The organism is Anaeromyxobacter oryzae, assembly GCF_023169945.1.
Lineage (GTDB): Bacteria > Myxococcota > Myxococcia > Myxococcales > Anaeromyxobacteraceae > Anaeromyxobacter > Anaeromyxobacter oryzae.
In genome coordinates this window covers 343,058-356,785 of sequence record NZ_AP025591.1, presented here as the reverse complement: position 1 = coordinate 356,785, position 13,728 = coordinate 343,058, and the positions used below count along the sequence as shown (strand labels likewise).

Annotated in this window: 9 protein-coding genes; 5 read left to right on the top strand and 4 right to left on the bottom strand. The window is 73.9% G+C overall.

Going from position 1 to position 13,728, the window contains the following annotated elements; all coding sequences use genetic code 11:
* Positions 1-58: 58 nt before the first annotated feature.
* The 4 genes from glgB to AMOR_RS01480 all read right to left on the bottom strand — a co-directional run bounded on the left by glgB (position 59) and on the right by AMOR_RS01480 (position 8,334).
* On the bottom strand, positions 59-3,724 hold the full coding sequence (gene glgB, locus AMOR_RS01495) for a 1,4-alpha-glucan branching protein GlgB (protein WP_248357720.1): 3,666 nt from the start codon (positions 3,722-3,724) through the stop codon (positions 59-61).
* Positions 3,725-3,733: 9 nt separating this feature from the next.
* Complete coding sequence (locus AMOR_RS01490; RefSeq protein ID WP_248357718.1) at positions 3,734-5,758, bottom strand: alpha-1,4-glucan--maltose-1-phosphate maltosyltransferase; 2,025 nt, start codon at positions 5,756-5,758, stop codon at positions 3,734-3,736.
* Positions 5,759-5,862: 104 nt separating this feature from the next.
* A complete protein-coding gene (locus tag AMOR_RS01485; RefSeq protein ID WP_248357716.1) occupies positions 5,863-7,767 on the bottom strand; it encodes a 4-alpha-glucanotransferase in 1,905 nt (634 codons plus the stop codon).
* A gap of 99 nt (positions 7,768-7,866) precedes the next feature.
* Entirely contained in the window at positions 7,867-8,334 is a 468-nt protein-coding gene (locus AMOR_RS01480) for an RpiB/LacA/LacB family sugar-phosphate isomerase (RefSeq protein WP_248357714.1), read from the bottom strand.
* A gap of 317 nt (positions 8,335-8,651) precedes the next feature.
* Between AMOR_RS01480 and AMOR_RS01475 the strand changes: the two genes are divergently transcribed.
* The 5 genes from AMOR_RS01475 to AMOR_RS01455 all read left to right on the top strand — a co-directional run bounded on the left by AMOR_RS01475 (position 8,652) and on the right by AMOR_RS01455 (position 13,710).
* Complete coding sequence (locus tag AMOR_RS01475) at positions 8,652-9,653, top strand: dihydroxyacetone kinase subunit DhaK (RefSeq protein ID WP_248357712.1); 1,002 nt, start codon at positions 8,652-8,654, stop codon at positions 9,651-9,653.
* Positions 9,654-9,656: 3 nt separating this feature from the next.
* Positions 9,657-10,337, top strand: coding sequence for a dihydroxyacetone kinase subunit DhaL (gene dhaL / locus AMOR_RS01470; RefSeq protein WP_248357710.1), 681 nt, complete (start codon positions 9,657-9,659; stop codon positions 10,335-10,337).
* 3 nt (positions 10,338-10,340) lie between these two features.
* A complete protein-coding gene (locus tag AMOR_RS01465; protein WP_248357708.1) occupies positions 10,341-11,132 on the top strand; it encodes a triose-phosphate isomerase in 792 nt (263 codons plus the stop codon).
* Positions 11,133-11,174: 42 nt separating this feature from the next.
* Complete coding sequence (locus AMOR_RS01460) at positions 11,175-12,110, top strand: substrate-binding domain-containing protein (RefSeq protein ID WP_248357706.1); 936 nt, start codon at positions 11,175-11,177, stop codon at positions 12,108-12,110.
* Positions 12,111-12,177: 67 nt separating this feature from the next.
* Entirely contained in the window at positions 12,178-13,710 is a 1,533-nt protein-coding gene (locus AMOR_RS01455) for a sugar ABC transporter ATP-binding protein (RefSeq protein WP_248357704.1), read from the top strand.
* The last annotated feature ends 18 nt before the right edge of the window (positions 13,711-13,728 follow it).

Sequence of the window (13,728 nt, the reverse complement as noted above, 5' to 3'; positions counted from 1 at the left end):
TGAAGGATCGAGGGCCCGCCGGCACGACGCCGGCGGGCCCTCGCGGTTTCCGGCTGCCTCACCCCGGCTCGCGCCGGAAGAACAGCGCTCCCAGCGGCGGCAGGGCGAGCGCGAGCGAGTGGAACCTCCCGTGCGCGCCGACCGGCGCCGCCTCCTGGCCGCCCAGGTTGCCCCAGCCCGTCCCGCCATACCGCTCCGCGTCGCTGTTCAGCACCTCGCGCCAGAAGCCGCCGTGCGGCACGCCGACGCGGTAGCTGTGCCGCGGCACCGGCGTGAAGTTCAGCACGACCAGGATCTCCGGATCCGCCTCGCCGCCCTTGCGGAGCAGCGCGAGCACGCTCGACTCCGAGTCCGTGCAGTCGATCCACTCGAAGCCGGAGGGATCGAAGTCCTTCGCGTGCAGGGCCGGGCTCTCGCGCATGAGCCGGTTCAGGTCCTCGACCCAGGCCGACACGCCCGCGTGCGCGGGGACGCCGAGCAGGTGCCAGTCGAGGCTCCGCTCGTGGCTCCACTCGAGCCCCTGCGCGAGCTCGCCGCCCATGAAGAGGAGCTTCTTCCCCGGCTGCGCCCACATGTACCCGAGCAGGAGCCGCAGGTTCGCGAACTTCTGCCAGGCGTCGCCCGGCATCTTGTCGAGGAGCGAGCGCTTCCCGTGCACGACCTCGTCGTGCGAGAGCGCGAGCACGAAGTTCTCGGAGAACGCGTACATCATCCGGAACGTCAGCTCGTTGTGGTGGTACTTGCGGAAGATGGGCTCGTGGCGGAAGTACGACAGCGAGTCGTGCATCCACCCCATGTCCCACTTCATGCCGAAGCCGAGCCCGCCGACGTAGGTCGGGCGCGACACGGCCGGCCACGCGGTGGACTCCTCCGCGATGGTCTGGACGTCGGGGTACTCGGCGTAGACCACCTCGTTGAAGCGCCGCAGGAACCCGATCGCCTCGAGGTTCTCGCGGCCGCCGTGCACGTTCGGGATCCACTCCCCGGGCTTCCGCGAGTAGTCGAGGTAGAGCATCGATGCGACCGCGTCCACGCGGAGGCCGTCGACGTGGTAGCGGTCGAGCCAGAAGAGCGCGCTCGAGAGCAGGAAGCTCCTCACCTCGTTCCGCCCGTAGTTGAAGATGAAGCTGTCCCAGTCCGGGTGGTGGCCCTGCCGGCGGTCCGCGTGCTCGAAGAGGTGCGTGCCGTCGAAGTACGCGAGCCCGTGCGCGTCCGCCGGGAAGTGCGAGGGCACCCAGTCCAGGATCACGCCGATACCCCGCCGGTGGAGCGTGTCGACGAGGAACATGAAGTCCTGCGGATCGCCGTAGCGGCTCGTCGGCGCGAAGTAGCCGGTCGTCTGGTAGCCCCAGGACCCGTAGAACGGGTGCTCGGTGATCGGCATGAGCTCCACGTGCGTGAAGCCCATCCGCTCGCAGTGATCCGCGAGGAGGGGCGCGAGCTCGCGGTAGGTCAGCGACCGGTTTCCCTCCTCGGGCACGCGTCGCCACGAGCCGAGGTGGACCTCGTAGATGGCGATGGGGCTCGCGAAGCCGTTCCGCTCGTGCCGCGTCCGCAGCCAGGTCTCGTCTCCCCAGGCGTAGTCGAGATCCCATACGATCGACTGCGTCCCGGGCCCGGCCTCGTGCTTGAAGCCGAATGGGTCCGCCTTGTCCACGGCGTAGCCGCGCTCGCGGGAGCGCACGTGGTACTTGTAGACGGCGCCGCGCGCCACGCCGGGCACGAAGCCCTGCCACACGCCGGACGAGCCCAGCGGCCGGAGCACGTGCGCGTCCTTGCTCCAGCCGTTGAAGTCGCCCATCACGGTCACGCGCTCCGCGTTGGGCGCCCAGACCGCGAACGAGGTCCCCGCGACGCCCTCCACCGTCGTGAGGTGCGCGCCGAGGGAACGATACGCGCGGTGGTTCGTGCCCTCGTTCCAGAGGTGGAGGTCCGCGTCGCTCGGGCCGCCGCCCGGGAGCACCGCCCCGCCGCCCTCCGCGCCCCGCGCCGTCCGCGCTTCCCGCGCCGCGGCTCCGCGCGGTGCCTCCCGTGATCCCTTCGCCGGCATCGTCGCCTCCTCGTCCTCGGCTCGGGCCGCTGCGCCGCCGCCCACGAGATCCGCGATCCCCTGGAGCGGCAGCGCCACCCAGCCCGGCCTGTTGTTCAGCTCGTACGCGAGCTCGTAGAGAGCCTTCTCCATCAGGTGCAGGTCGAGCAGGTCCCGCAGCTCGGCGCGGCTCGACGGGAGCACGCGGCCCTCGCCCGCGGCGTCGAGGTACGCGCGCAGGTACGCGGCCGCGACCCACACGTACCAGCACCGGGCCCAGCGTCTCGCCCGGCCCGACGGGGCGCCGCCTGCGTCGCGCCCCAGGTGGCTCGCGAGGCCCTGGTACGCCGCGTAATGGAACGAGCGGATCATGCCGGCGACGTCGCGGAGCGGCGACGCCTTCGCGCGGCGCGCCGCGAGCGGCCGCGCCGGCTCGCCCTCGAAGTCGATGATCACGAAGTCGTCGCCGGTCGAGAGGACCTGGCCGAGGTGGTAGTCGCCGTGCACGCGGATCCGCGGCGACGCGAGCGGGCGGCGCAGCGCGGCGCGGATCCGCTCGTCGACGTCCGCCTCGTGGCCGAGCACGAACGCGGCGAGCGCCCGCGCGTCGGGCGGCAGCTCCTCGAGCCGCCGCCGCAGGAGGCCGAGGCCGCGACGGAGCGCCGCCCGCGCCTCCTCGTGGAGCGCGCGCCGGTCTTCCGGCGAGAACGGCTCGGGCCGGAAGGCCTCCACGTCGGGGTGGCTCGCGAGCGCGAGGTGCAGCTCCGCGGTGCGCCGCCCGAGGAGCGCCGCCGCGCCGAGCGCGTCGCCGGCGAGGGCGCGGATCTCCCGCGGTGGCGCCGCCTCGGCGAGGTCCTCGAGCGGCGCGTCCGGGGGCGCCGGCGGCTCGCGATCCGCGGCGCGCGCGAGGAATGCGCGCACCTGCGCGAGGGTCGCGGTCCAGGCGTCTCCCTGGTTCCGCACGTAGCCCTGCAGGAGCGCGAGCGCGTACGGCTCCCCGTCGCGCGGCTCGTAGGCGATGGTTCCGAGCGCGGGCGGAGCGCTCGGGAAGTGGGCCACGTCGGTGAGGAACGCGCCGACCTCCAGCTCCGGGTTCGGCCCCGCCTCCGTCCGCCGGAGGAGCTTCAGGACGAGCCGGTCGCCCCACCGGATCGACGTGTTGCTCTGCTCCGCGCCGAGCGGCGTCGGCTCCGAGGCGTCGTTCGCGCCGGCGTGCGCTGCGAACGCGTGCGTCGGGGCCGCCACGAGCGCGCCGCCGTCGCCGGTCAGCCGCCGGCCCTCGCGGATCGCGGCGAGGAGCGCCCGAGCGAGGGCAGGGTCGCGATCGGCGGCGTGGAGCAGGCCGGCGTCCGCTCCCGCGTGGACCTCCGCGAGCGCCGCGTCCGGCCAGGCCGCGAGCACCTCGTCCGCGCGCCGCCCGCGCACGAGCGCGACCGGCACGGCGTAGACCTCCGGCTCGCCCTCGTCGTACGAGACGCGCAGGAGCGCGATCCGCGGCGCGTCGGCGCCGGCCTCGACCGGCACGGCGTCGAGCACCGCGACGGCGCGGACGTGCCGGGCCTTTCCCCCGAACCAGCGGTGCGCGACGAGCCACGCCGGGAGCGCCGCCTCGAGCGCGGCGCAGGTGGGGGCGCGGAGGGCGTCGGGCCACGCGCCGGGGACGGTGAGCCTGGGGAGCGGGTCCGGGGTGGGCATCGTCCCGCCTCACCCGAAGTAGTCGAAGTCGCGCTCGGTGCGGACGCGACGCCGGATCCGGAAGATCTGCGCCGGCGAGACGCGCGGATCGAGCTCGACGTAGTTCCGGGACCCGTGCCAGAGGTACCGCCCGCCGCCGAGCAGGTCGTGCACCTGAAATGGCTCCTCGGTCGCGAGCCCGAGCGGTGCGAGCGGCAGCTCGAGCCACCCCGCGTGGACGTGGTGCGGATCGAGGTTCACCACGACGAGGACGACGTCCGCGAGGTCCTCGGTCGCCTTCGAGTACGCGATGAGCTGCTCGTCGTCGATCGCGTGGAAGGTGAGCCCGTGGTCGGACTGCAGCGCCGGGTTCTCCCGGCGGATCCGGTTCACGCGGGCGATGAAGTCGCGGAGGCCGTCGGGCCGGTCGAGGTCCCAGTGCCGCAGCTGGTACTTCTCGGAGTCGAGGTACTCCTCGCTCCCCGGGTGGACCGCGCGGCCCTCGACGTGCTCGAACGCGGGGCCGTAGATCCCGTAGCTCGCGGCGAGCGTGGCGGCGAGGACGAGCCGGGCCTGGAACATCGGCCGGCCGCCGTACTGCAGCGCCTCCGGGAGGATGTCGGGCGTGTTCGGCCAGAAGCTCGGCCGGAAGAAGTCGTGGACCGGGGTGCGGCCGAGCTCGCCGAGGTACCGCGTCAGCTCCCACTTGGTGTTGCGCCACGTGAAGTAGGTGTACGACTGCGAGAACCCGAGCTTCGCGAGCTGGTACATCACCTTCGGCCGCGTGAAGGCTTCCGCGAGGAAGATGAGATCCGGCCGCGTGCGCCGGGCCTCCGAGATGAGCCACTCCCAGAAGCGGAACGGCTTCGTGTGCGGGTTGTCGACGCGGAAGATCCGGACGCCGCGGTCGGCCCAGAGCTCGACGACGGCGAGGAGCGCCGCCCAGAGCTCCCGCCAGCGCGGGTTCTCGAACTCGATGGGGTAGACGTCCTGGTACTTCTTCGGTGGGTTCTCGGCGTACTGGATCGAGCCGTCCGGCCTCCGCCGGAACCACTCGGGGTGCTCCTTCACCCACGGGTGATCCGGTGAGCACTGGAACGCGAGGTCGAGCGCGACCTCGAGGCCGAGCTCGCCGGCACGCGCGACCAGACGCCGGAAGTCGTCGAGCGTCCCGAGCGCGGGGTGTATGGCCTCGTGCCCGCCCTCGGGGCCGCCGATCGCCCAGGGGCTGCCGACGTCCTCCGGCGACGCCTGGGGCGCGTTGTTGCGGCCCTTGCGGAAGGCGCGGCCGACGGGGTGGATCGGGGGAAGATAGAGGACGTCGAACCCCATCCCCGCGACGTACGGGAGCCGCTCGATCACGTCCTGGAAGGTGCCGTGGCGCCCCGGCTCCGGGGACGCCGAGCGTGGGAAGAGCTCGTACCACGCGGCGAAGCGGGCGCGCTCGCGCTCCACCGTGACCGGCAGCTCGCGGCCGTGGCGGCCGGCGCGGCTGCGGTCGGCGTGGCGCGCGGCGACGAGCGCGAGCGCGTCGTCGAGCGCGCGCGCCGCGCGGTCGTCGAGGGGGCCGGCGCCGCGCAGCTCCGAGGCCCAGGCGTGCAGCAGCGTCGCGTCCGCTCCGGAGGCCCGCCCGGCGGCCTCCTCGACGAGCTCCGCCCCGACGAGCAGATCCACCGCCTCGACCGTGCCCGCGACGGCCTTCTTCTCGAGCCCGCGGCGCCAGCTCTCGAGGGGATCGACCCAGCCCTCGACGGTGTAGACGTACGGCTCGAGCGCGGAGACGACGAACGCGCCCCGCCAGCGGTCGTTCCCGAGCGGCTCCATGTCGACCTCGGTCCACGCGGCGTCGCGCGCACGGCGGTGGCGGAGCACGACCGTGATCGCGTCGTGCCCCTCGCCGAACGCGTCCGCCTCGACGACCACCTTCTCGCCGACCGTCCGCTTGATCGGGAAGCGTCCGCCATCCACCTCGGGCGTCACGTTCTCGACGACGACGCGCGGCGGGCGGCCGCCTTCCGGCGGCAGCTCCGGCCGCGCGCGTGCGCGCTCCGTCATGTCCCTCGTCCTCGCAGCGGGTTCCTCGAAGCACAAAGCTTGGGTCCCGCCCCGGAGCGCGCACGCGTGCCGCGAGGCGACCCGGCGCCCGCCGGGCGGCCGGCTCAGGCGGCGGAGCCCCGCGCCGCGGCGGCGTCGAGCGCCGCGAGCAGGTCCGGCCGTACGGCGGCGAGACGCGTGCCCTGCGCCCGCAGCGCCCGCGCGAGCGCCCCGGGGACGTCGAGCGCACGGCCTGCCGCGCGGCGCGCGGCGTACCCGGCGGCGAAGTCGGGCGGGAGGCGCATCGACCAGTTCGCGTCGGAGACCGTGCCCGGCGTGTTGTAGGCGGCGCGCGCGCCGAGCAGGTCGATGAAGGAGACCATCACGTTCCGCGCCGGGCCGACGAACAGCTCCGCGAATCGCGCCTGCGCGAGCGCGCCGGGGTCGGCGGCCGCGTCGCGCGCCCACGCCTCGCGATCCTCGCCCTCCGGGAGGAGCCGCGACGCGAGGTGCTCCGCGTGGCGGCGCGCCGTGCCCGCCGCGACCCAGCTCTCGGCGACGCGCCAGATCGGGCGAGTGTCGTGGTTCCCGAGGAGGATCCAGTCCTCGGGCCGGGCGTTCTCGCCGCGATACACGTCGTCCGCGCGGTCCAGGTCGAGCTTCTGCGTCACGCGGAACCGGCCGAGCCCGTGGCGCTCGACGACGCGGCGGAGCGGGTAGGGCTGCGTGCTCAGGATCTCGCAGGCGACGTCCCGGGGGTCGGTCGCCTCGGCGATCACGACGTCGAGCAGCGCCGCGTACCGCTCCACCTGCGCCTCGTCGAGCGTCGTCACCCAGCCGTCGGCGTGGCGGGGCAGGGTCCGGTCGAGCTGGTCGGCGCGCGCGATGGCGAGCGGCGCGAGCTCCGGGAAGTCGGGCAGGTCCGGCGACTCGCGGAGGCGCGCGCCGCTCCGCACGGCGGCGCGCGGATCGCCGGTCGCGCGGTACACCCAGGGGCAGACGAGGCCGTGCGGGTGATCGATCCGCACGCCGTCGTGCTCCGAGAGGAGCTTCCGCGCGCGGGCCCTCACGAACCCGATGGCCGGGCCGTCCGTGCCGCCGGGCCCGTGGTACGCCCGCGGGTCGAGGACCGCGAAGCCCCAGGCCTGCCCTCCAGGATCGGTCCGGCTCGGCGGTGCGCCCATCCGCCACCCGGCGAGCAGGAACGATCGAGCGGCCCAGGCGTCGCGCTCGGACATGCCGACCTGGAGGTCTCCGAAGAGCGCGAGGCCGAGCGCCCGGGCGCGGGTCCGCACCGCCGCGTGCTGCACGTGCGCGAGGAGCTGCACGAGGGCGTAGTCCTCGATCGCGTCGGCGTGACGGGCGAGGAGCGCGCGGCGGCGCCCGTCCGCGTCCGCCTCCTCGCCGGGCGCCGGCGAGAGCAGCGTGCGATCCGCCGCGTCGGGCCAGTCGCGCCACGAGGCGCCGCCGTGCCGGGCAGCCAGCACCTCGTACAGCGCGTCGCGCTCGAGCCACCCGGCGTGCTCCCGGCGGAAGGCGTCGAGGCGGGCGGCGAGGTCCGCGATGGCGCCGCCCTCGCCGCGCGCGCGCCGGGCGCGGAACGCCGCCGCGACCTCCGCGAGCGCGCGGGCGTTCGCGGCGTGCGCGTACGCGTACGCGACGCGCCGGGGCGGCGCCGGACAGGCGGCCGCCGCGGCCTCGAGCGCCTCCGGGCGGAGGAGTCGGCCCCACTCCGGCCGCGTGAGCGGCGCGAGCGCGACGGAGAGCGGGCTGCGAGAGAAGAGCGTTCCGTCGTACGGCGACGGGTTGGACGCGGACGTCGCGCCGGGCGGGCCGAGCTGGATCCCGTCGAACCCGAGCTCGGAGGCGAAGGCGAGCAGTGCGCTCGCGCCGTCCGAGGCGGGCGTGCCGTGGCCCACGTCCTCGCCCGGCAGGGTGGGGAACGCCGCGCCGTGGATGCCCAGCAGGAAGCGCCGGATCCCGAGGGCGGAGAGGGCCTCCCGGACGAGGAGGCGGAGCGACGTGGACACGCGAGGGCGAACCTAACCCCGGACGGTCGCCGCCGCAGGCGCCGCCCGTGCCGGTGCGCTCCGGCGGCGGATCGCCTCCGGCCGGGTCGCGGCGGAGGTTCAGCCCGCATTCACGATGGCGCCGTGCGTGCGCCGCTCGTAGGCGCGGATGAGCTCGACCTTGCGTCCCGAGCGCGCCGGGTCGAACGACGCGGCGAGCCAGGCCCGGACGATGGTGCGCGCGAGCTCCGGGCCGACGACGCGCGCGCCGAGCGTGAGCACCTGCGCGTCGTTGCTCCGGGCTGCGCGCTCCGCCGAGTACGCGTCGTGAGCCTGCGCCGCGCGGACGCCGGGCACCTTGTTGGCGCAGATGGCCATGCCGATCCCCGTCCCGCAGAGCAGGATGGCGCGCTCGAACATCCCGGCGGCGACCTGCTCGGCGACGGCGAAGGCGACGTCGGGGTACATCACCGGCCGGCGATCGTACGTCCCGAAGTCCTGCACGTCGTGGTGGAGCTCGACCAGCTCCTGCTTGATGAGCTCCTTCAGATCGTAGGCGGCCTCGTCGCACCCAATCGCGATCCTCATGCGATGCCTCCCCCCTCGCGTTCGGGGCAGACGCGCTCGAGGGCGTCGAGCGGCTGTCCGGGCGGGAGGATCGTCGCGCGCCGACGGCGGTGAAACGCGTTCGTTGGGGCGCAATCGAATGCCGCGCGCGAGCGAGCGCGCGCCTCTCCGGGGCGCGGCGCGGCGGCTCGTTGACGCCCACGGGCCGAGGGGGGACGCTCCGCACGACCTCGCGGGCATCACGCCGCTCGAGGGGCTCCACGCTCGACTGGCCTCACCCGCGACCACGTCGGCCGCCCGCGAGCCGGCCGCGCGCGAGCCTCCGCAGGAGGTGGGGCGTGCTGATCAAGAAGATCGTCAACGATCCGCGGAACGTGGTTCCGGAGCTGCTCGACGGCCTCGTCGCCGCGTACGGCGGCCGCGTCCGGAAGCTCGCGGACGTGAACGCCGTCGTGAGGACGGAGCTGCAGGACGGCAAGGTCGGCGTGCTCCTGGGCGGGGGGAGCGGCCACGAGCCGCTGTTCGCCGGCTTCGTCGGGGAGGGGCTCGCCGACGCGGCGGCCTGCGGCAACGTCTTCGCGGCGCCCTCGCCGGACACGATCCTGGCGGCGACGCGCGCGGTGAACCGCGGCGCGGGCGTGCTGTACGTCTACGGGAACTACGCCGGCGACGTCATGAACTTCGACATGGCGGCGGAGCTGGCCGCCGACGAGGGGATCCGGGTCGAGACGGTGCGCGTGTGGGACGACGCCGCGTCGGCGCCCGCCGCGCGGACGCAGGACCGGCGCGGCATCGCCGGCGATCTCTTCGTCATCAAGATCGCGGGGGCGGTCGCGGCGTCCGGCGCGAGCCTCGCCGAGGCCCACCGCGTCACCTCGCGGGCGCGGGACGCGACGCGGTCGATCGGCGTCGCCGTGGCGGCGGGGTCGATCCCCGAGACCGGCGCGAGGACGTTCGAGCTGCCGGACGACGCCATCGAGATCGGAATGGGGCTGCACGGCGAGCCCGGCGTGTCGCGCGAGAGGCTGCTCCCCGCAGACGCGCTCGTCGACCGGATGCTCGACGTGATCCTGCCGGACCTCCCGTTCAGGGGCGGCGACCGGGTGTGCCTGCTCGTGAACGACCTCGGCGCGACGACGACGATGGAGCTGCTCATCGTGACGCGGCGCGCGCACCAGATCCTGCGCGCCCGGGATGTCCGGGTCCAGGACACGCTCGTCGGGAGCTTCTGCACGTCCCAGGAGATGGCGGGCTTCTCGCTGTCGCTGCTCCGGCTCGATCCGGAGCTCGAGCGCCACTGGACGCGCCCGGCGGCGTCCCTCGCGCTCACGAGGGGGTGACCGATGGACCGCGAGCAGCTGGACCTCGAGAGCGCGCGCGTCATGTTCCTCCGCGTCTCCGACGCGATGGTCGCGAGCAAGGACCTCCTGACGGAGCTCGATCGCGCGATCGGCGACTCGGATCACGGCATCGGGATGGCGCGCGGGTTCGAGGCCGTCCGGCGGGAGCTGGAGCGCCCGCCGTTCGGGTCCGTCGGCGCGCTGCTGCACTGCATCGGCACCGCGCTCCTCCGGTCGATGGGCGGGGCGTCCGGCGCGGTGTTCGGGACCCTGTTCCGGGGTGGCGGCGCGCGGCTGCACGACGAGCGCGCGCTCACGAGCGCGGCGCTGGCCCGGTTCCTCGAGGATGGGCTCGAGGCCGTGCAGGCGCGCGGCGGCGCCCGGACGGGTGACAAGACGATGGTCGACGCCCTGGAGCCGGCGGCGCGAGCGGCGCGGGCCCGGGCGGGCGAGCCGCTCGCGCGGGCGCTCCCGGCGGTCGCGGAGGCCGCGCGGCTCGGCGTCGAGCGGACGCGGGACCTCGTGGCCCGGATGGGCAAGGCGCGGACCCTCGGTGAGCGGGCGCTCGGGCACGTGGATCCCGGCGCCGCCTCCGTCCACCTCATCCTCCGCGCCATGGCGGAGTTCGTGTCGGCGAGCGCCTCCGAGGAGGCCTCCGCCGGAACCGGGGCCGGGGAGGCGTGAGCCATGCGGCGCCGGACGTGGATCGGGACCGGCTGGAAGATGAACTTCCTCCTCGCGGACGCGGAGGGCTACCTCGCGGAGCTCGGGGCGTTCCTGCGCGGGGCGGGCGACGGGCTGCCCGCGGTGTTCGTCGTCCCGCCGTTCACCATCCTCCGGAGCGTGTGCCAGCGGGCGCGCACCCTCCCGCTCCTCGTCGGCGCCCAGAACATGCACTGGGAGGCGCGCGGCGCGTACACCGGCGAGATCTCGCCGGCCATGGTGAAGGACTGCGGCGCCGCGCTCGTCGAGCTCGGGCACTCGGAGCGGCGCGCGATGTACGGCGAGACGGACGCCGCGGTGAACCGCAAGGTGCTCGCCGCGCTCGGGTGCGGCCTCGTCCCGCTCGTCTGCGTCGGCGACACCGCCGAGGAGCAGCGGCTCGGGGTGGCGGCGGAGTCGGTGGCGCGCCAGGTGAAGATCGCGCTCCACGGCGTCCCGCGGGACCGGGTGGGGGACGTGGTCGTCGCGTACGAGCCGGTCTGGGCCATCGGCCAGGACGGGACGCCCGCGTCGCCGGAGTGGGCGAGCGCGCTGCACGCGGTGGTCCGCGAGGCCATCGCGGCGCTCCACGGGGCCGAGGCGGCGGACCGGTGCGCGGTCCTCTACGGCGGCAGCGTGACCCCGGCGAATGCGGGCGCGCTGCTCGCGGCGCCCGACGTGGACGGCCTCTTCGTCGGGCGCGCGGCCTGGGCTCCGCAGGGGCTCGTCGCGCTCGTCCGGATCGCGATGGAGGCGCGCGGGAGGCGCGCGCCGTGACTGGAGCAGGCGGCTGAAGGACCAAACGAGAGGGAGGATGCGATGAAGCGGTGGCTGGTTTCGATGCTGATGGCGGTGTTGCTGGTGCCTTCGCTGGCGTCGGCGCAGAAGAAGGAATACCGGTTCGTGATCATCCCGAAGGTGGTCCACCCCTGGTTCGACCTGGTGCACGAAGGCGCCCGGGCCGCGGCCAAGATGCTGGAGCAGCAGACCGGCGCCAAGGTGACCATCGAGTACCGCGCGCCGCAGAAGGCGGACGTGGTGGAGCAGAACCAGATCCTCGAGCGCGCCATCGCGACGCGGCCCGACGGCATCACGATCGACCTGCTCGACGAGAAGGCCAACAAGGCCGTCCTCGAGGAGGCGGTGAAGCAGGGGATCATCGTCACGATCTTCGACTCCGAGCCTCCGCGCGGGATGGAGCTCACGAGCGTCGGCAACGACTTCTGCGAGCAGGCGCAGATCGCGTCGCGGCGCCTCGTGGAGATGCTGGGCGGCAAGGGCGAGGTCGCGATCATGATGGGCGTCCCCACCGCGCCGAACCACATGATCCGCGCCGACTGTCACGAGAAGCTCTTCAAGCAGTTCCCGGGCATCAAGCTCGTCGCGAAGGGCATCGACAACGACGAGATCGAGACCGCGCAGAAGCAGGCGGCCGCGATCATGCAGGCGCACCCGAACCTCCGCGGCTGGGTCTCCTGCGACGCGGCGGGGCCGATCGGCGTCGGCATCGCCATCAAGGAGGCAGGGCGCGTCGGCAAGGTGCTGTCGGTCGGCCTCGACGATCTCCCGCAGATGATCGAGCTGATCCGCGACGGCGTGGCGGACTCCTCCGCCTCGACGAAGCCGCGGACCCAGGGCTACTGGGCCGTCATCGCCATGTGGCAGGGAAAGCTCGGCGGCTACATGCCGAAGCGCATCGACACCGGGATCGGCGTCATCAACAAGGTGATGACGACGAACTACAAGGGGTTCTAGCGCCGAGAGCGGCGCGGGGTGACGCGCGCACGCCGGTGCGCTGCGCCGCCCCGCGGCAGGGGGCCGCGTGCCGTTCCTGGAGGTCCGCGACATCCGCAAGGAGTTCCCGGGCGTCGTCGCCCTGGACCGGGTGGACTTCTCCGTGGACCTCGGGCGGGTCCACGCCCTCGCGGGCGAGAACGGCGCCGGCAAGTCGACGCTCGTGAAGATCCTGACCGGCGTCGAGGCGCCGAACCGCGGCCAGGTCCTCATCGACGGGCGGGACGCGCTCGCGCAGCACGCGCTCTTCGACGAGGTCGCCTACGTCCCCCAGGAGCTGAACCTGTTCCCGCACATGACGGTGGCGGAGAACCTGTTCATGCCGTTCGGCAAGTCCGGCGTGGGCGGCCTCTTCCTGTCGCACGCCGCGCTGAATCAGGCGGCGGAGCCGTTCCTCGAGCGGTTCAAGATCGCGGCGCGGCCCGAGCAGCGCGTGCGCGACGTCGGCGTCTCCGATCAGCAGCTGCTCCAGATCGCCCGCGCCTCCACCCGGAGGCGGTTCAAGGTGCTCATCCTCGACGAGCCGACGAGCGCGCTGACCGACGCCGAGGTGGAGCGGCTCTTCGCCATCGTGCGAGAGCTCCGCGCGACGGGACACGCCGTCATCTTCATCTCCCACAAGCTCGAGGAGATGTTCGCCATCGGGGACGAGGTCACGGTGCTCCGGAACGGCGAGAAGGTCGGTCACGCCGAGATGGGGGCGATGACGCAGGCGGAGCTCATCCGGCTCATGTCCGGCAAGGACGTGAAGGTGGACGACGTCTTCCGCCCCGCCGGCCCGACCGGCCGGCGGATCCTCGAGGTGGAGGACCTCTCCGGCCGCGGCTTCGAGGGCGTGTCGTTCTCGCTCCACGAGGGCGAGATCCTCGGCTTCGCAGGCCTCGTGGGCGCCGGCCGCTCCGAGGTGATGCAGACGCTGTTCGGGTTCCGCCCCGCGTCGCGCGGCGCCGCGTGGCTCGACGGCGCGCCGTGGAAGCTCGGGGACACGGCGCACGCCGTGCGGCACGGGATGCTGTACTTGTCGGAGTCGCGGAAGGAGCACGGGATCCTGCCGCTCCTCAGCCTCCGCGAGAACATCGCCATCTCCGTCCTCGGCGACGTCGTGACGGCGGGCCTCGTGTCCGACGCGCGGGAGCGGAAGATCGTCCAGGACGTCATCCGGACCTACGACATCAAGACGTCGTCGATGGACAAGAAGGTGATGTTCCTGTCCGGCGGGAACCAGCAGAAGGCGATCATCGGCCGGGCCATGGCGTGCCGGCCGCGCATCCTGATCTTCGACGAGCCGACGAAGGGCATCGACGTCCGGACCAAGGTCGACATCTACGGGATCATGAAGGCGCTCGCCGAGAAGGGCGTCGGGATCATCCTCGTCTCGTCCGAGCTGAACGAGCTGCAGAAGTGCGCGAACCGGATCATCGCCATGCACCACGGGCGGATCGTCGGGGAGTTCGCCACGGAGCGGACGGGGCAGCGGGAGCTGGTGGGCGCCATCATCGGCGCCGCGCCGGAGCAGGCACCCGCCGGCGCGCCGGCGGCGAGCGAGGCGCGCGCCACGTGAGCCGCGCGGGGGGTACGG

Excerpts from the sequence above, each read along its gene's own strand:
- glgB (WP_248357720.1), bottom strand. The coding sequence starts at position 3,724 with ATGCCCACCCCGGACCCGCTCCCCAGGCTCACCGTCCCCGGCGCGTGG.
- AMOR_RS01490 (WP_248357718.1), bottom strand. The coding sequence starts at position 5,758 with ATGACGGAGCGCGCACGCGCGCGGCCGGAGCTGCCGCCGGAAGGCGGC.
- AMOR_RS01480 (WP_248357714.1), bottom strand. The coding sequence starts at position 8,334 with ATGAGGATCGCGATTGGGTGCGACGAGGCCGCCTACGATCTGAAGGAG.
- dhaL (WP_248357710.1), top strand. The coding sequence starts at position 9,657 with ATGGACCGCGAGCAGCTGGACCTCGAGAGCGCGCGCGTCATGTTCCTC.
- AMOR_RS01465 (WP_248357708.1), top strand. The coding sequence starts at position 10,341 with ATGCGGCGCCGGACGTGGATCGGGACCGGCTGGAAGATGAACTTCCTC.
- AMOR_RS01460 (WP_248357706.1), top strand. The coding sequence starts at position 11,175 with ATGAAGCGGTGGCTGGTTTCGATGCTGATGGCGGTGTTGCTGGTGCCT.